Annotated in this window: 15 protein-coding genes; 9 read left to right on the top strand and 6 right to left on the bottom strand. The window is 57.8% G+C overall.

All coding sequences use genetic code 11. From position 1 onward, the window contains the following. Positions 1-8 precede the first annotated feature (8 nt). From CPH17_RS17145 to CPH17_RS17130, 4 genes are read left to right on the top strand one after another with little or no spacing between them, the layout of a single operon-like run. Positions 9-575, top strand: coding sequence for a nicotinamidase (locus tag CPH17_RS17145; protein WP_074395427.1), 567 nt, complete (start codon positions 9-11; stop codon positions 573-575). After that, positions 572-1,921 carry a nicotinate phosphoribosyltransferase gene (locus CPH17_RS17140; RefSeq protein WP_074395426.1) on the top strand — a complete coding sequence of 450 codons (1,350 nt, stop codon included), beginning with the start codon at positions 572-574 and terminating at the stop codon, positions 1,919-1,921. Before CPH17_RS17145 ends, CPH17_RS17140 begins: the two co-directional genes overlap by 4 nt. 52 nt (positions 1,922-1,973) lie before the next feature. Then, a complete protein-coding gene (locus CPH17_RS17135; protein ID WP_074395425.1) occupies positions 1,974-2,687 on the top strand; it encodes a hypothetical protein in 714 nt (237 codons plus the stop codon). Beyond that, positions 2,688-3,620: a lysine exporter LysO family protein gene (locus CPH17_RS17130; RefSeq protein WP_074395424.1), complete on the top strand. Its 933-nt coding sequence runs from the start codon at positions 2,688-2,690 to the stop codon at positions 3,618-3,620. A gap of 13 nt (positions 3,621-3,633) precedes the next feature. On the opposite strand, the gene CPH17_RS17125 is transcribed toward CPH17_RS17130, so the two are convergent. The 5 genes from CPH17_RS17125 to CPH17_RS17105 all read right to left on the bottom strand — a co-directional run bounded on the left by CPH17_RS17125 (position 3,634) and on the right by CPH17_RS17105 (position 10,060). Beyond that, positions 3,634-4,656, bottom strand: coding sequence for an asparaginase domain-containing protein (locus CPH17_RS17125; RefSeq protein ID WP_074395423.1), 1,023 nt, complete (start codon positions 4,654-4,656; stop codon positions 3,634-3,636). A gap of 39 nt (positions 4,657-4,695) precedes the next feature. Further along, positions 4,696-6,159 carry an alanine/glycine:cation symporter family protein gene (locus CPH17_RS17120; RefSeq protein ID WP_074395422.1) on the bottom strand — a complete coding sequence of 488 codons (1,464 nt, stop codon included), beginning with the start codon at positions 6,157-6,159 and terminating at the stop codon, positions 4,696-4,698. Between the two features lie 249 nt (positions 6,160-6,408). Further along, a complete protein-coding gene (locus tag CPH17_RS17115) occupies positions 6,409-8,592 on the bottom strand; it encodes an OsmC domain/YcaO domain-containing protein (RefSeq protein WP_096300492.1) in 2,184 nt (727 codons plus the stop codon). A gap of 160 nt (positions 8,593-8,752) precedes the next feature. Continuing rightward, positions 8,753-9,172 carry a hypothetical protein gene (locus tag CPH17_RS17110; protein WP_096300490.1) on the bottom strand — a complete coding sequence of 140 codons (420 nt, stop codon included), beginning with the start codon at positions 9,170-9,172 and terminating at the stop codon, positions 8,753-8,755. Further along, entirely contained in the window at positions 9,173-10,060 is an 888-nt protein-coding gene (locus CPH17_RS17105) for an alpha/beta fold hydrolase (RefSeq protein WP_096300488.1), read from the bottom strand. Positions 10,061-10,251: 191 nt separating this feature from the next. On the opposite strand from CPH17_RS17105, the gene CPH17_RS17100 reads away from it, so the two are divergent. Next, positions 10,252-11,055: a helix-turn-helix domain-containing protein gene (locus CPH17_RS17100; RefSeq protein ID WP_096300486.1), complete on the top strand. Its 804-nt coding sequence runs from the start codon at positions 10,252-10,254 to the stop codon at positions 11,053-11,055. A gap of 27 nt (positions 11,056-11,082) precedes the next feature. On the opposite strand, the gene CPH17_RS17095 is transcribed toward CPH17_RS17100, so the two are convergent. After that, positions 11,083-11,673, bottom strand: a complete 591-nt coding sequence (locus CPH17_RS17095) for a TetR/AcrR family transcriptional regulator (RefSeq protein ID WP_096300484.1) — start codon at positions 11,671-11,673, stop codon at positions 11,083-11,085. Between the two features lie 216 nt (positions 11,674-11,889). On the opposite strand from CPH17_RS17095, the gene CPH17_RS17090 reads away from it, so the two are divergent. Genes CPH17_RS17090 through CPH17_RS17075 form a run of 4 tightly spaced genes read left to right on the top strand, consistent with a single transcriptional unit; the run spans position 11,890 to position 18,337 of the window. Continuing rightward, positions 11,890-13,095, top strand: a complete 1,206-nt coding sequence (locus CPH17_RS17090; RefSeq protein ID WP_096300482.1) for an efflux RND transporter periplasmic adaptor subunit — start codon at positions 11,890-11,892, stop codon at positions 13,093-13,095. Beyond that, positions 13,095-16,193: an efflux RND transporter permease subunit gene (locus CPH17_RS17085; protein ID WP_096300480.1), complete on the top strand. Its 3,099-nt coding sequence runs from the start codon at positions 13,095-13,097 to the stop codon at positions 16,191-16,193. The genes CPH17_RS17090 and CPH17_RS17085 overlap by 1 nt, the downstream gene beginning before the upstream one ends. Then, complete coding sequence (locus CPH17_RS17080; RefSeq protein WP_096300478.1) at positions 16,193-17,608, top strand: ATP-binding protein; 1,416 nt, start codon at positions 16,193-16,195, stop codon at positions 17,606-17,608. Before CPH17_RS17085 ends, CPH17_RS17080 begins: the two co-directional genes overlap by 1 nt. A 33-nt stretch (positions 17,609-17,641) precedes the next feature. Beyond that, positions 17,642-18,337: a response regulator gene (locus CPH17_RS17075; RefSeq protein ID WP_096300476.1), complete on the top strand. Its 696-nt coding sequence runs from the start codon at positions 17,642-17,644 to the stop codon at positions 18,335-18,337. Positions 18,338-18,348 lie beyond the last annotated feature (11 nt).

Raw genomic sequence — 18,348 nt, 5'->3', positions numbered from 1 at the left:
AACGCTTCATGACGTCCTCCCTCCATTATCAACGCCATGACGCGCTGTTGGTGGTCGATATGCAACGCGATTTTTGCGAAGGGGGCGCCCTTGCGATTAACGGCGGTAGCGCCCTGGTGCCCGGCATCAACGCCGAAATCGCCACAGCCCTAAACGCTGGTGCCAGCGTAGTAGCTTCCCGCGACTGGCATCCAGTGGACCATATCAGCTTTACCCACCGAGGCGGGCCCTGGCCGGTCCACTGCGTTCAGGATACCCCGGGGGCTGCATTTCACCCCGACCTCACGCTGCCTGACGAGGTCATTCGCGTCAGCAAAGCCACGGCGTTTAATGCCGATGCCTACTCGGCGTTCGATGGCACTGGGCTTGGCGATTATTTACGCGAAAAAGGCATCAAGCGTGTTGTGGTTTGCGGCCTGGCGCTGGATGTATGTGTCCACGCCACAGTACTTGAAGCCTGCAGAGAAGGCTTTACCACCCTGCTATTAGCAACGTTATCCGCCGCAGTCGACCCTGACGCGATCGAGCGTTGTTGCAATGAGATGCAGGACGCTGGGGCCGGGGTACGCGCATGAATGAACCGTTATCGTTGAGCGTTGCAGACGACGAGTTGGCGCTATTAACCGACCTTTATCAACTAACCATGACTCAGGCGTACTGGAAAGAAGGGGTGCATGAGACGCCCGCCACCTTCAGCCTGTTTTTCCGCAAGCTCCCCTCATCGCGTCGGTTTATCCTCGCCTGCGGCCAGCAGCACGCGGCGGCTACGCTTAGCCAACTGCGCTTTAACGATACGGCGATTAAAAAACTCGCCTCGACCGGGCGCTTTGAGGACGATTTTCTGAGCTGGCTGTCGAACTGGCGCTTTTCGGGGGACATCTGGGCCGTACCCGAAGGAACGCCGCTTTTCCCGCATCAGCCGCTGCTTGAAGTAGACGCCCCCATCGCCGAGGCACAGCTGCTTGAGAGTCTGGTCATGAACCTGGTGCAAGTGGAAACGGTGCTCGCTTCCAAGGCCGCTCGTATCGTGTGGGCGGCAGGAGGTCGGCCGGTAGTGGATTTTGGTATGCGGCGCGTACACGGTATTGACGCCGCCGTGCGTGGCGTCCGTGCCTACAAAACCGCCGGACTAAGCGGCACCAGTAATGTGCTCGGCGGGCTGCGTCATGACTTACCTCTAAATGGCACCATGGCGCACAGCTATATTCTTGCCCATGACGATGAGCCATCGGCATTTCGTGCATTCGCTGGTCACTATCCCAACACCACGTTACTGGTCGACACCTACGATACGCTACAGGGCGTCAGGCATGTGATTGATATGCTGCGCGAAACACCAAACTTATCGGTTGGCGCCGTTCGCCTCGATTCCGGCGATCTCGGTACTCTTGCCAAGAGTGCCCGCGCGTTACTTGACGACGCCGGTTTCACCACCATCAAGATTATTGCCAGTAGCGGCTTGGATGAACATGGCATTGCCGAGCTTATTGCCCAGGACGCGCCGATCGATGCCTTTGGTGTCGGCACCCAAATGGGCGTGTCGGCAGATGCGCCGGTGATCGACCTCTCGTATAAACTGGTCGAATACGCTGGAAAGCCGCGGGCTAAACACTCTCCCGGCAAGCTTAACCTGCCGACACGCAAGCAGGTATACCGTCACCAGGATGCTGCTGGGCAGTATATCGGCGACACGATTGCTCAGCGCGATGAAACCGGCATCCCCGGAGAAGCCCTGCTACGTCCGGTGGTTCAACACGGTGTCGTCGTCCCCGATGCGATGGCGCAAACACAACAGGCGACTTCTCGCGTTGCGGATGCATTACCTCGCTTCCCTGCCTCAGTGACAGCAATAGAGAAAGGCGAAAGCGATTATCCAGTGAAGCTGAGTGACGCCCTGAAACACCTATCGTCCACGGTATGATAGCGCTACGCTATTCAATTGGCTGGACCACCGCTTGTCAGGGAGACTCACTATGCGATGCGCCCTATCTCAATATCGTCACTACCCGCGATGCGTTGTCGCTGCGACAACACTTTGCCTTACAGGACTCATCGTATCCGATGCCAGTGCGTCCAGTACGGCACTCACCGCGCCGCAACCCTTCGAGGCCAAGTACCGCTTGAGCGTGAGTGGTTGGCCAAGTGCCACTATTACCCACCACTTAAGTAAGGCGGATAGCCACTGGCGTAGCGATATGCGCTTCTCAATTGCGGTCGTTAGTGGCGAGGAGCGCAGCCGTTTCAGCGTCGCGGACGACAGCACCCGCGCGCTGCTCTATAACAGCCGCTACTCGTTGTTTGGCATCGGCAACGACTACCAGCTAAGGGAAAGCGAGCTTACAACACTTGACCGGCAAACCGCCCTATTCGATCTTTCCCGCCGCGCGGGCAAGGAAAACTGCAGCGAAGAGGCGCCTTGCGATCTTCGCTTCCTCGACCACGAAGGGGAAGAGGAACACTACCAGTATTATGTGGATAGCCAAGCACCGATCAGTGTTCCTGCCGGTGAGTTTGACGCACTGAATGTGGTCATGCTGAATACAGAAAAAAGTAATCGCGAGCTTCACTTAAGCTTTCATCCAGACTGGCCTGGGCTTGTGCTATCGGCTCAATACATCAAAAATGGCGAGCGTGAAACGCAGATTGCCTTGACCGAATTCAACCCAGACGGGGGCGCAACGCCTTAAATGCTTTCTGGATTACTGATTGTCCTGCTCCCGCTGCTGGTGGGTTACTTGGTGCGGGTTCCCTCGTTACGCTGGCAGCAACGTATCAACCATGCCGTTAATAGTGCCGTTTACATCATCCTACTGCTGATGGGCATCAGCCTTGCTGGACTTGAGAATCTTACTAGCCAACTTTCCAAGTTGGGCGGCAACGCCCTGCTGCTATTTAGCATTACCACGCTGTTTAACTTAACAGCGCTGTGGTGGCTATCGCGCCGCGTGGCTCTTAAGGCGGGTAATTCACCGGTGGTAAAAGATGCCCCTACTAGCAAGCTCGCCGCGATGCAAGGCTCGCTGCTGTTGGTCGCCGTGGTAGCCGGCGGCGTTATGTTCGGACTGCTGGCTGGCCCTCACCTGGGTGAAGCGCTGTTCACGACGGCGGACTTGTTGGCTGAATGGGTACTGTATTGCCTCTTGGCGCTGATCGGCTGCCAGCTGCGCAACTCGGGCATGCCGCTCAAGCAGATTCTGCTCAACCGCCTGGGGCTGGCGATTGCCGTCACGCTGGCGCTCAGCTCCCTGCTGGCAGGTCTACTGGCCGCCCCGCTACTCTCGCTAAGCTGGAATGAAGGCCTCGCCATGGCCGCAGGCTTTGGCTGGTACTCGCTTTCGGCCATTCTGATCGGCGACCAGCTAGGCCCGCTAATGGGCGGTGTGGCGTTTTTCAACGACCTGACCCGCGAGCTGCTGGCATTCATCCTGATACCGCTGGTCATTCATCGCCACACGGCATTGGCGATTGGCTATGGCGGTGCCACTTCAATGGACTTCACCCTGCCCGTGATTCAACAGCACGGCGGCGTGGCCTGCGTGCCCATCGCCGTGGTCAGCGGGTTTATTCTCTCGTTACTATCCCCGCCGTTGATTCTGTTTTTTCTGTCGCTGTCGGGTTAGCCATACCCGACAATCATTGATCAGTATGACAGCACTCCCCCCTTACCGCGCTTTTCAGACAATGTCGCAGTGCAAGACCCGATAGCCCGCGGCCAAGTAGAACGGTGAGCTTTGCCAGGGCGGCTTCCAGCGTAATATCGCCGCCCGCGATAACACCGGCCTGATTGAGCGCGGCACCGGTGGCGTAGGCGCCCTGCACCACCTCACCCTGGGCACACTGCGTCACGTTTAGCAGCGCGACGCCACGCTCGTTGGCCGCTTTCAGGGCGTCAAGCAGCTCGCCTGCAAAGCTGGGCGGGTTGCCAACGCCGTAGCTGTAAAGCACCAGGCCTTTAAGACTCTCATCAGCCAGCAACGCCTTGGCACGGCGCAGCGACATCCCCGGATGCAGCGGCAGTACCGCGACCGCCTCGTCGTCCACCGTGATAGGGGCGAAGTTCGGTATACCGCTCAGCAACGCTGAGGGCTGGGGAAACCTTACGCTGATGCCTAGCTCCGCTAGCCAAGGGAAGTTGGGTGAGTCGAAGGCATCCAGGCCTTGAGTGCGCACCTTGCGCGCTCGGTTACCGCGCAGCAGCCGGTCGTGAAAGGCCAGGCTTACTTCGCAAGGTGTCGCGGCATGCGCCGCCAGCTGCAGCGCGCTGACGACATTATTCAGCGCGTCACTGCGGGGCTCACCCAGTGGAATTTGGGAGCCGGTGAAGATCACCGGCTTGTTCAGCGCACCGAGCATAAACGACAGCGCCGCGGCGCTGTACACCATGGTATCGGTGCCGTGGAGCACCACAAACGCATCGTAGTGCTGCCAATGGCTTTCCAGTAGCGCCACTAGGCGGTTCCAGGCCTCGGGCATTAGCTCAGCGCTATCCATCAGCGGCTGCATTTCAATCACATCAAACGCCGGCAGCCGATAAGGATCGCCCAGGGCCAAGTGCGCGGCCAGGCGTTCGGCCAGCCCCGCGCAGGGCACGTAGCCTTGTGGCGATGGCTGCATACCCACCGTCCCGCCGGTATACAGCATCAGTACGCGGGGCATGGACTCTCCTTGCCTTATCGTTACAACCTGGATGATTGCTTACTTCGCAGGCGCGCCTTCCAGGCGCTTCTTTAATGCATCAGCCTCTTCAGGGTCCAGCTCCCAGGCTTTGGGATCCAGGTCGAGATCCGGGTGCTGGTTGGCATCAAAAATCGGCTGCTTGATCCCCTGACGACGCTGCCCATCGAAGTCTTTCAAAATGCGCAGGCCGTGCATGAACAGCATGATCAGCGCAATCAGGTTAACCACGGCCAGAAGCCCCATGGTGACATCGGCAAAGCCGAACACGGTGCCCAAATCGGTGGTTGCGCCCCAGCACACCAGCAGCACGATGGCCACGCGGAAGGCGTTAAACAGGTTCTGGTTATCGCGGCTGAAGAAGTTGAGGCTGTTCTCGCCCAGATAGTAGTTGTACAGAATGGTGCTGAAAGCAAACAGCAGCAGCGCCAGGCTGACAAAGGTGCGACCCCATTCGCCCACATGGTCGGCCAATGCGGCTTGAGTTAGCGCAATGCCCTCAACACCTGCGCCCGCAGCGGGGTCATACGCACCGCTGAGCAGGATCAAAAACGCCGTAGCGGAACAGATAATCACCGTATCGATAAATACCGAAAACGCCTGCACGATGCCCTGGTTGGCAGGGTGCGGCACGTAAGCAACCGCCGCCACATTGGGCGCACTGCCCAGGCCCGCTTCGTTGGAGAAAAGGCCGCGCTTCAGACCCATCATGATCGCCGCGCCAATACCGCCGCCAATCAGTGGTTCAAGGCCGAAGGCACTTTTCACAATCAGCGCAATCACGCCAGGTATTTCGGTAATATTCATGGCGATGACCAGCAGTGCGACAGCAATATAACCGATGGCCATAAAGGGCACTAAAATCTCGGAAATACGCGCAATACGCTTGATACCACCGAAGATAATCAGCCCGACCAGCATCGCCAGGGCAATACCGCTATACAGCACCGGCACGCCGAAGGCGTCACCGAAGGAGGTTGCCACCGCGTAGGATTGCAGCGCGGTAAAGGCAAAACCGAAGGTCAACAGCAGCAGTACCGAGTAGAACGCTGCCAGCCAGCGCCACTGTTTACCCAGCCCTTTAACGATGTAGTAAGCAGGCCCGCCGCGATAGGTGCCGTCACCGACGGCCTCTTTATAGGTCTGCGCCAGGGTGCACTCCAAAAAGCTGGTGGCCATACCCATCAAACCCACCAGCCACATCCAGAAAATCGCCCCTGGGCCGCCCAGCGTAATCGCCACCGCCACGCCTGCGATGTTGCCGCCGCCTACGCGACCGGCCACCGACAGCACCAGTGCCTGGAACGAGCTTAGATGGCCATGCTTGTTGCGCTTAAAGGCTTGACCGGAACCCAGGATGCGAAACATCTCACCGAAATAGCGAAACTGCACAAAGCGGGACGCAACGGTAAAACCGATGCCAACCCCCACCAGCAGCACTAGCAGAACCTTCCCCCATAGGAGGTCATTGAGCATATCAAGCATGTGATTCTCTCCGCGTTTTTGTATTAGCGTTATGTTGGAATTGGCGTCGTTTGCTATCGCGCGTTATGAATTCGCGCCGCGGGGAGTGTTTTAACAAGCCTGGGGCAGGATTGAATTTGGCGCAGCGGTGCAGTTGTGTGCACTCACTGCATCACCGGGTGCATCAAAGTGCATCACCCATAAAAAAACGGCGCGCCTCCGTTAAAGAGGCGCGCCGTTTGATTCGCGATCTGTTAATAGCTGGGTAGTTTACATATCGGCAGTTGCCGCCCGTGCCGCGTGGAGCTTCTTATAGCTTTCGATCAAGCGCTGGTGGCGCTCAAGGCCTTCGAGCTGCATGTTGGTCGGCGTTAGACCATGGAAACGCACCTCACCGCTTACCGAACCCACTACCGCCGCCATGGTGGCTTCCCCGAACATGCGCTGGAAGTTATGCAGGTAATCACTCAATTCCAGTTCATCATCCAGGACAATTTCCAGCACTGCATTCACGGCCTGATAGAACAGGCCACGCTCGACGGTATTGTCGTTGTACTGCAGGAACATCTGCACGCAGTCCAGCGCCTCTTCATGACGCTGCAACGCCATGTAGACCAGCAGTTTCAGCTCCAGAATGGTCAACTGGCCCCACTCGGTGTTTTCATCAAACTCGATACCGATCAGCGTGATGATATCGGTGTGGTCGTCCATCTGGCTGTCTTCCAGGCGCTCGACCAGATCGGTGAGTTGATCGTCATCCAGGCGGTGCAGGTTGAGAATATCTTCGCGGTAATCCAGCGCTTTATTGGTATTATCCCAGATCAAGTCTTCGATGGGATACACCTCCGAGTAACCCGGCACCAGAATACGGCACACCGGCGCACCCAAATCCTCGTGCACCGCCATATACACTTCGGCGCCCAGTTCCTCAAAGATACCAAATAGCGTTTCAGCCTCTTCTTCGTTGCTGCCGGAGAAATCCCACTCGCTGAACTCAAAGTCAGGCTTGGCGCTAAAGAAGCGCCAGGAGACTACGCCCACCGAGTCGATAAAGTGCTCAACAAAGTTGTTCGGCTCGGCAACCGTTTGCGAATTAAAGGTGGGCAGCGGCAGATCATTCAAGCCCTCGAAGCTGCGGCCCTGGAGCAGCTCGGTCAAGCTGCGCTCCAGCGCTACTTCAAAGCTTGGGTGGGCGCCAAAGGAAGCAAACACGCCGCCGGTGCGCGGGTTCATCAAGGTCACGCACATGACCGGGAACTGCCCGCCCATAGAGGCATCTTTGACCAGCACCGGGAAGCCCTGGGCTTCCAGGGCGTTAATGCCCTCAACTATGCTTGGGTACTTGGCTAACACTTCCTGCGGCACGTCCGGAAGGGCGAGCTCCTGCTCGAGGATTTCTCGTTTTACCGCCCGCTCGAAGATTTCTGAGAGGCACTGTACCTGGGCTTCCACCAGGGTATTGCCCGCGCTCATGCCGTTACTGAGGAACAGGTTTTCGATCAGGTTGGAGGGGAAGTAGATCGTTTCACCATCGGATTGGCGCACAAAGGGCAGCGAAACAATGCCCCGATCTTCACGGCCCGAGTTGGTATCGATTAGGTTTGAACCGCACAGCTCGCCTTCCGGGTTGTAGATCGCCAGACAGTGCTCGTCGAGAATCTCCGCAGGCAGTTCATCATTCGGGCCCGGCTTGAACCACTTCTCATTGGGGTAGTGAACAAAGTCGCTACCCGCGATCTCTTCACCGAAGTACTGGTCGTTATAGAAGAAGTTGCAGCTCAGACGTTCGATAAACTCGCCCAGGGCTGAACAGAGTGCGCTCTCTTTGGTGGCGCCTTTGCCGTTGGTAAAGCACATCGGCGAGGCCGCGTCGCGAATATGCAGCGACCAGACGTGGGGCACGATATTGCGCCAGGAGGCGATCTCGATTTTCATGCCGAGGTCGGCCAGAATCCCGCTCATGTTGGCAATGGTCTGCTCCAGCGGCAGGTCTTTACCCTCGATATAGGTATGGCTGCCTTCCGGCGCGCCCATCAGCAAAGCCTGGGCGTCTTCGTCGATATTCTCGACCACTTCGATCTGGAACTCAGGGCCGGTCTGGACGACCTTCTTCACCGTGCAGCGATCGATGGAGCGCAGCATGCCTTCTCGATCCTTCTCGGAGATATCCTCGGGCAGCTCGACCTGGATCTTGAAAATCTGCTTGTAGCGGTTTTCCGGATCGACGATGTTGTTCTGCGACAGGCGGATGTTCTCGGTAGGAATATTGCGCGCGTTGCAGTACACCTTGACGAAGTAGGCCGCGCACATGGCCGATGAGGCCAGGAAGTAGTCAAACGGCCCGGGCGCCGAGCCATCGCCCTTATAGCGAATTGGCTGGTCGGAGGTGACCGTAAAATCGTCGAACTTGGCCTCCAGGCGGAGGTTGTCGAGATAGTTGACTTTGATTTCCATGAGCGGGCGTCCGGATAGATAAATGTGCTAAGGGCCTTGGGGCCATAGGCTGATGGCGGCCATTATCCAGTTTTTTACCCGGTTCGTCTTGGCTTCTGACACGGGAAACTCAGAAAGCATAGAGAACTATGCTTATCGCTCGCTGGTTGGCTTTACAGCATCATGTCCGTAAATTTGTATGGTAGAACAGCAAAAAGAGCACGCACCACAACGGCGCGAAGATAAAACCAAAGATCATCGCCATCATTACAAAACCATCAATGGCCTGCATAAAATCTAAGAAATACATCCCTAGAGCTCCAACGCATGCAGCAACAAGATGCAAACCAAAACCTATTGGAATGCCTATCCAGATACTAAAATTCGGTTTCCTAACTATACGTATAAGTATTGGCAAAGCTAAAATAATGAAAGGAGGAAGCCCTAAAACCCAAGCACCAACGGCCACCATGGTACCGAAAGGCACGATCGGAAGCAGCGGCAATGTAGTAACCAACGGTGTTAAAATCAGTGCTTTAATAAATGCACGGGGTTGCGCTTTATTTTGTTTCACTTCTTTGCACTCAGGACGAATATTCATCTATATATTATTTCCTGACAAAAACGGCAGCGCTTCCTCAAGCAATAGTTCGGGGATCTCCTCGGCGATATAGTGGCCGCAAGGGAGCGCTTTGCCGTCGACTTGAGTGGCTACCTTGCGCCACTCTGCTAAGGCATCAAAGCAGGCTTCAATGGCCCCTTCGGCGCCCCACATCACTTTTAGCGGGCAGGTGAGTTTTACACCCGCGTCGATATCTGCCTGATCATGTTCCAAATCAATCGTGGCGCTGGCGCGATAGTCGCCGCAAATACCGGTGGCGGTACCAGGGAGTGATAGGCAGCGCTCGTATTCCGCTAGCGCTTCAGATGAGAAAGGCGCCATGCCCGCGCTGCGGGCGCCCATCACGCTTTTCAGGTATTGAGCGGGGTCACTCTGAATCAACATTTCCGGCAGTGGCTGAGGGCGAATCAGGAAAAACCAGTGCCAGTAGCTACGCGCAAAGGCCTCGGTGGTGCCCCGATACATGGCAAGCGTAGGGGCAATATCCAACAGCACCATACGCTCGACACGCCCAGCGTGGTCAATCCCTAATCGGTGGGCGACCCGCGCGCCTCGGTCATGGGCAAGCACTTTGAAATGCTCAAAACCGAGCGCGCTCATAAGCTCGGCCATATCGGCCGCCATGGTGCGTTTGGAATAATTAACGTGCTCGGGGTCGTCGTCGGGTTTACTGCTGTCGCCATAGCCGCGCAGATCCGCGGTGATTACCGTGAAGTGCTGGGCAAGCGTTTCCGCAATTTTATGCCAAATCACATGGGTTTGCGGGTGGCCGTGGAGCAGCAGTAGCGCAGGGCCATTGCCGCCCTGTCGAAACGCGATCTCGACGCCGTTAACCTGGCGTTTATTTTTTTCAAACCCTTGAAACATGGCGTGCTCCTGGCTTACTGCAAAAGCCTTTTGCTGTGCTTGTTGGTGATATAACAGGCTCCCTTATAGCATAGCTTTTTACGCTTTGAGCCTCGATGGCAAGGGTTGCCCGGCAAACGGGAAAGCGTTGCACTCTGGGGCGTGAACCATCACATTAGGCAGCCACGATACTAAGAGAATCGAGTCACCCCATGCATGACGATTTTGTGGCCAACCTGCGCCTGCTATGCAGCTACTACCCGTCCATTGCTGAGGTTTGTCGGCGTTTAACGATCAACCGCGCTCAGTTTAACCGCTACCTGAGTGGGCGCTATCGTCCCAGCCACGCGGCACTTCAGCGCATTTGTCACTTTTTTGGTGTGACCACTGAGGACATTGTTCTTGCCCATCACGATTTTCGTGCCCTGGTACAAACCGGCCAACTAAAGTCAGAAGCATCCCCAGCAACACTGCCTTGGCCTAACGCGCTGGTGCAGCGCGGCAGTGAAGGGATGGAGCGCTATATAGGCCGCTACTTTGAGCTGTATCATTCGATGTCCCGACCGGGGCAGTTAATGCGTACCCTGGTTTGCCTGGAAAAGCGGGAGGGTGGCGTCGTTTATCAGCGCACCGAGCGGATGCAGACCGCCCCCGACGCCCGCCCGTGCCACAATCGCTATGTGGGCACCGCGGTTAAGCTTGCGGATCGGCTGTTTTTGGTCGACCACGAAACCCTTAACGGCCACGAAATCACCCAGACGATTCTATTTCCGAGCTTTCAGAGCCAAGTGACGCGTTTAACCGGCTTAAAAATAGGCGTAGCGGATAACAGCGAGCGCATGCCCTGCTGTGTTCGGGTAGTGTATCAACGCTTGGATGAGCAGATCAGCCTACGTGAAGCGCTGGCACAGTGCGGTTTAATAACGCTGGATGACCCTTCACTTGATGACGCCCTGATAGCCGCAGTTCAAAACGATGTAGCCACTCATGAGCATCACTTTCGTGCTCGCCACTAACTAAAAGCGCAAGTGGACTGACAAGCGCTAAGCGGGAGGCACCAGCACCTGCTGGAATAAAATCGCTTCAAATTGCTCCATCGGCACCACCGACTTAAGCGTCTTGGCTCGCAGAATCGCCCCTTCCCAGCCGGAGAGAATAAAGCTGGCGAGAGCGTCAGCAGGCACAGCTGCGCTTAGTTCGCCAGCTCCCTGAGCGCCCTGCAAGCAGCCTACCAAATGCTGCTCCCAGTGCTGAAAAACGCGGTCCAAGGCATCGCGAAAGGTATCGCTTTGCCCGGAAAGTTCCTGGCCAAGGTTACCGATCAAGCAGCCGGTGGCGTGATCACAGTTGCACATGTGCTCACGTCCGGCAGCAAAATAGCGCCTAAGCCGCTCAAGCGGTGGCGTCGTGGAATCTTCCAGAAGCTCGGCAAGCTGTGCGTCGTAGGCAGCCGCAAATTGGTCAATCACCGCCAGGCCAAACTCCTCTTTGCTAGAGAAGTAGTGGTAAAACGAGCCTTTCGGTACGCCGCAGGTTTTCAATACGGCATTGATACCTGTGGCATTATAACCGTGCTGGCCGAACAATTCGGCACCGGTCTCAATAAGTTTGTCGCGCGTAGCGGTGTTTTTCATAACATTAAAAGTAGACCAGTCAGTCTATTATTATCAAGTGAAGCGTCAGCCCAAAAGCCCCTCACGCCACGTTGCAACAATATCGACGCTTTGCAAAGCGAGTTGCACGCAATTTACACATTGCTTACCTAATCGCTGCGTGACGATAGGTGATGCTAGCATGATACGCCCCTATCGCTCTAAGTTTCGCTTTCCGCCAATGGATGACCCGCGACCATGACATACCGCCGCTCTTTCTCAACTTCGCAGCATGGTCGCATCCGGCTGAGCGCCGTGGCCGCGCTGCTCGTTCTGATTGCAGGGGTTACGTTAGCATGGTGGATCGTGACCCGACCCCCACGTATAGAGCGGCAATCGCCACCTGAGCCGACGCCACCGCTGGTCGATGTGGTCAGCGTATCATCATCCGCTCGGTCACCCGATTTGCAAGGCTATGGACGCGTTGAAGCGGAGCAGGAAGCCATGCTCGCCAGCCGGGTCGCCGGCCAGCTAGAACGATTCGCCGACGGTGTGCTGCCCGGCCAAGTGGTGGAACAAGATGCCCCCGTCGCCTATATCGACCAAGCCGACTTACAGTTAGCCCTTGAAGACGCTGAGGCGCAGTTAGCGGATGCCGAGGCGCAGCTCGCCTTAGAGCAGGCCGAGCAGCAACGCGCTCGCAGTGAGTACGAGTCGTTTGGGCGTCAACTCTCGGCGGAACGCAGGGCCTTGGTGCTGCGTGAGCCACAGCTGCGTCAGGCCCAAGCGCTGGTGTCCCAGGCACGCGTCGCCCGCGACCAAGCCGCACTGAATCTGGAGCGGGCCACCCTGCGCGCGCCCTGGCGAGCCATGGTGCAGGAGCGTCTGGTGGGCGCTGGCAGCCTGTTGAGCCTGGGGACTGAGGTGTTGCATTTAGTAGGCGTCGAGCAGTTTTGGGTGCGCGCATCGCTGCCTGGAGAATGGCTTTACTGGTTGAAAGAAGGCAGCCGTGTAACCTTGACCAGTAGTGGCTGGCCTGATGATGAACAGCGCGAAGGCGCGCTGGTGTCCATGCTTCCTGCGCTTGAAGAAAACGGCCTGCAGGCGCAGCTTTTGATTGCCGTTGATGACCCACTCGCGCTGAACACAGAAGGGCCCGCCCTGCGCCTGGGCGATGTTGTACGTGCCTCATATGAAACCACCTCTAAGCCTAATCTCATCGCCCTGCCCTCCGCCGCGCTACGGCCTGGCGAGCAGGTGTGGTGGGTCGACGACGATAACCGCCTGCAGCGCAGCCAGGTCACGCTAGCCTATCGAGGCCAGGAACATGCGCTGGTCAGCAGCGGCCTGGCCGATGGCCGACGCGTCGTGACGGCGGGGTTGGCACAGCCAAGCGAAGGCCAGCAAGTACGCATACGGCAACGCGACGACACACCCTCAAGCGACAGCGAAGGTGACACCTGATGCTGCGTAGAGGCCCCCTGGCGTGGATGGTCGACCACGGCGTTGCCCCGAATCTGTTGATGATCCTGTTTATTGTTGGCGGACTCATGGCTTCGCTTGCCATCAAAAAAGAAATATTCCCGGAATTTGAAACCGAAGTTGTCCAGGTCACCATTAACTACCCGGGCGCCACACCGGAAGATATTGAGCAAAGCCTGCTGCTGCCCGTTGAAGCGACTATTTCCGACGTCGAGGGCATTGATGAACTGACAGCCAGCGCCAGCGAAGGCAGCGCCAACCTGAGCGCCACGCTGGTGGATGGCATCGACGTAATGCGCGCGTACCAGGATATCCAACAGTCGGTTAACGCGATCACCACCTTGCCCAGCGCTGCTGACCCACCCCGCTTCACTCTGGCTGGGCGTACACGCAGCGTGTTGAGCCTGCAGGTTTACGGCCAGACCGACCTGGGGACGCTGCACGATGTCGCAGAAAATGTCCGGGCGGAGCTACAGGCCACCGATGGCCTTTCCCGTGCGGAGCTTTCCGGTAACCGCGACCGGGAAATCCAAGTGCTACTGGATGATGAAGCCATTGAACGTTACGGCCTGGATCATCAGGCACTTGCCAGCATCATTGGCGAGGAAGCCTTAGACTTAGCCAGCGGCCAGTTGACCACCGACGAAGGCGAATGGCTGATCCGCTACCAGGGGCGCCGCAACAGCGCCGATGCCTTCGCCGAATTGCCTGTTCTTACCAGCACCCAGGGCGCCCCGATTAAACTGGGCGATATCGCCAACGTGCGCGAGGGCTTTGCCGAAACCGACCGTGAGGAATTCTATAATGGTCAGCCTGGCCTGTCGGTGGACGTTTACCAGATCGGCGATCAAACACCGACCAGTATTTCAGAGGCGGTTAACGGCGAGCTTGAACGCCTGCGCGCTGGCTTGCCGGAAGGCGTTAGTCTGGATATTTCCCGCGACAGCTCAGAAGTTTACGAAGACCGGCTGAGCCTGCTGCTGAAAAATGCCTGGATGGGACTGGCTCTGGTGCTGGTGCTGATGGCGCTGTTTCTGGAAGCCCGACTGGCCTTCTGGGTCACATTGGGCATTCCCACGGCATTTTTAGGCGCGATGCTGTTTCTGCCCTGGATCGGCGTGTCGCTGAATATGATGTCGATGTTCGCGTTTATTATCGCACTGGGCATTGTCGTCGACGATGCGATTATCGTTGGTGAAAATATCTACAGCTATCGCGAAGAAGGCTATTCACTACGCGATGCGGCCGTCAAAGGTGCCCGAGAAATCGCCACGCCGCTGACGTTTGCAATACTTTCCAACATCGTCGCCTTTTTACCGCTGTTGTTTTTACCCGGCTTTCTAGGACTGATTTTTGCCACCGTGCCCGTTGTCGTGATTACGGTATTTTTAATTTCCTGGGCCGAAGCACTATTTATTCTGCCTGCGCACCTGTCCCACAGCCGTAAACCCCGCAAGACTCCCCTTTGGCAACGCCCGCTGGAAGCCCTACGCCAACGCATGCAGGGCGGGCTGCATCATTTTACCTATCACCAGTTCGAACCCTTTTTGCAGCGGGCGCTCAACGTACGCTGGCTGACCGTCGCGCTGGGTATCGTCATATTGCTGGTGACGCTTTCCTGGAGCATGAGCGGACGTCTTGGCTTCTCGCTGATGCCACGGGTCGAGTCCGACCAAGTCCAGGCCACGGTCACGCTGCCGATTGGCACCCATGTCAGCGTCAGCCGCGAACTGAGCGATCAGTTGCTTGAAGCAGCCGAGGCCTTAAGCGAGCGGGAACCGTCGCTTGAATTTTCCAGCTCACGCAGCCGCCTTGACGGCGAGAGCCTTGAGGTTCGACTGGATATCGCCCGCGACAGCTTGGCTGAGTGGCCGCCGTCGCGTATCGCTCGAGAGTGGCGCACGCTCTCCGGTGACCTGCTGGGCGCGCAGTCGGTTCGCTTTGAATCAGATGTGGGCGGTCCAGGCAGTGGAGCGGCACTGAGCCTGCGCCTCTCACACCCCGACACCCAAGTCCTTGAAGGGGCGGCCAGTGAGCTAGCTGACTCGTTAGGCAACTACGGATTAACCGACATCGACAGTGGGCTTGGCGATGGCAAACCCCAGTTGGAAATGCGCCTTTCATCTGAAGGGCGCTCATTGGGCCTCACCGGCAGCGACCTGGCCCAAGCCTTACGTGGGCCTCTTCAAGGCGCCACCGCGCTGGAGCAGTTTGTCGGCCGCAGCGAAGTCAGCGTCGAAGTAAAACTGCCCAGCGATAGCCGCAATAGCTTGAACGAGCTCTACCGGCTGCCGGTGCGCACGCCCGACGGGCTCAGCGTGCCGCTTTCCAGAGTCGCGGACATATCGCTTAGCCAGGCTTCCAGCGGCATTGAGCGGATTAACGGCCGGCGGGTGATCACCGTCACTGCCGATGCTGAAGATGACCTGCCGATCAACCAGGTGCTTGCCACCTTACAAACTGACGTTTTTCCCGACCTGGAAAGCAACTGGTCAGGGCTCGATGTCACCATGGGCGGGCGTCAGCAGGATACCGCCGACAATCTCGCCACGCTGCGCACGGCCATGTGGCTAATGATCGCCGCACTTTATGCCCTGCTGGCGATTCCGTTTAGAAGCTACTTGCAACCCTTGCTGGTGATGGCCGCCATCCCCTTTGGTATCGTCGGGGCAATTGGCGGGCATATGCTGATGGGCTTTGGCCTGTCGATTATCAGCCTGCTGGGCATGCTGGCGCTTTCGGGGGTGGTGATCAACGATGCGCTGGTACTGATCGATTACGCCAACCGCAAGCGCCGTGAGGGCATGGCCGCCCGCGAAGCGATTGTGGCGGCGGCCACCCGTCGTCTGCGGCCGATCATGATGACCACCTTGACCACCTTTCTGGGGCTCGCACCGATGATTCTAGAGACCTCCCGTCAGGCACGCTTCATGATCCCCATGGCCATCTCGCTGGGCTTTGGCATGCTCTTCGCAACGCTGATCCTACTGATTCTGGTACCTTGCCTCTACCTAATCCTCGAGCATCTGCGCGAGCGGTTTCGCACCCCGCCCCAGCCCTATTCACCAGGAGTTCGCTAATGCCGCCTCCCCTGTCACGCTCGACACTGGGCCGTTTCAACTGGCGCTTCTCGCGGCTGGGGCTGAAGCTGTTCATGATCATCCTGAGCGTCAACGTGGCCATTTCCGCCGGGGTCTTTCTGGCGGTCTCGTTCAGTATCGACCGGGGGTTTCTTGAATACCTCAACCAGGCCCAGGAGCGTCGAGCCACCCTGCTCGCAGACAGTCTGGTCACTCGCTGGCAGCCCAGGGAGAGCTGGGAATGGCTTGAGCGCTCACCAGAACGCTGGCCGATGGTGGTGCGCCACGCCTTGGGTCGAGAGCACCGCGACCGCCCAAGCCCGTTAGGCGAAGCTCAGGACTTCGTGCTGCGCGATCGCGATGAACGTTTTGTAGTGCCGCCGCATAATGAAGGTGAGAGTAATTGGCACTGGCTCACGCTGCGTAGCGACGACGAGATCATCGGTGAACTGGGGTTTCGCCCACCCGTGCAAGTTATGGAGCGCATGGAGAACCGCTTTCTCGAACGTCAGCAGCGTAACTTGCTGATTATCGTCGTTTCATTGGGTATCGCCTCGTTGCTATTGGCCGGAGGCCTTTCGTGGTGGCTGGGTCGGCGTACCCGCGCTTTAGCCATGGCAACACGGCGCTTAACCGAGGGCGATTATCATAGCCGCCTCTCTGAGCGCGGCCGCGACGAGCTTTCGCGGCTAGCCCGGGACTTCAACGTGCTGGCCGCCACCTTGGAAGCCAGCCGTAACGCCCGCGCTCGTTGGGTATCCGACACCGCTCACGAACTGCGCACCCCACTGGCGGTACTGCGTGGTGAAATCGAAGCCATGCAGGACGGTATTCGACCGCTGAACCACGAAAGCCTGACGTCCCTTGGCCAGGAAGTCGATCAACTGGAACGCCTGGTCACCGACCTGCGCCTGCTCTCGCAAAGCGATGCCGGGGCACTGGATATTCAACTGGCGCCGCTGAACCTCAGCGACAGCCTCGCCGGTCGCCTGGAAGACGCTGAACGATGGCTTAACGACAGCGACCTGAGCCTGACCCAGCAGATCGCCCCGGATGTGATGATCCGCGGCGACGCTCAACGTTTGCGCCAGCTATGGGATAACCTGCTGGACAACAGCTGCGCCTACACCGACGCCCCGGGAAGGCTTGCGATCACTTTGACCCGCGAGGGCGACGAGGTCGTGGTTACCTGGCAGGATAGCGCCCCTGGGGTGCCCGACAGCGAGCTTGTGCGCCTCACCGAACGGCTGTACCGGGTGGAAGGCTCGCGCAACCGCGCCAGCGGCGGTAGCGGCTTAGGGCTATCGATTGCCAGCGCGCTGATGCATGCTCATGACGGTAGCCTAATCGCCTCCCACTCGACGCTGGGCGGGTTATGCTGGACACTACGTTTTCCACTGCTAAACGATCAATAACGCCGGTCACTTTCTTCAAGCGAGCTTGCCATAATGGATAACACCTCTTTACTGGTCGTGGAAGATGAACCCAAAATTGCCCGCCTAATGGCGGATTACCTGACCACCCACGGCTTCGAAGTCACAACACTCGACCACGGTGACCATGTCCTCCCGTGGCTTACCAAGCAGACCCCAAGCCTAATTCTGTTAGACCTTATGCTGCCCGGCAAAGACGGCTTGACGCTATGCCGCGAGATTCGACAGCAATGGCCGCATATCGCCGTTATTATGGTGACTGCCAAGGTTGAAGAAGTGGATCGCCTGCTAGGGCTTGAGTTAGGGGCCGATGACTACATCTGCAAACCTTTTAGCCCCCGCGAGGTTGTCGCCCGCGTCAAGGCAGTACTGCGACGTAGCCAAGCCGCGGCGGAGAACGCCCCACAAGCGGTGAGCAACGCGCTGGTAACGCTAGACGAAGACGGCTGGCAAGCCCTCGCCCAAGGACAGGATCTGGGACTGACCGCCGTCGAATTCCAGCTGCTGCGGGTGATGATGCAGGCCCCTGGGCGAATTTTCAGCCGCGAGCAGCTGATGGACCACATGTATCGCGACAACCGCATCGTCTCGGAGCGCACCGTGGACAGCCACATCAAAAAGCTGCGCAAAAAAATCCACGAAGCACTCCCCGAGCAGGAAATTATTCGCTCAGTTTATGGGGTCGGCTATAAGTACCAGCCCGAAGGCTAGGCCCCACGGCG

The organism is Halomonas sp. hl-4 (assembly GCF_900215475.1).
Taxonomy (GTDB): domain Bacteria; phylum Pseudomonadota; class Gammaproteobacteria; order Pseudomonadales; family Halomonadaceae; genus Vreelandella.
The sequence above is the reverse complement of the archived record's forward strand: the minus strand, read 5'-3'. Positions and strand labels throughout refer to the sequence as shown.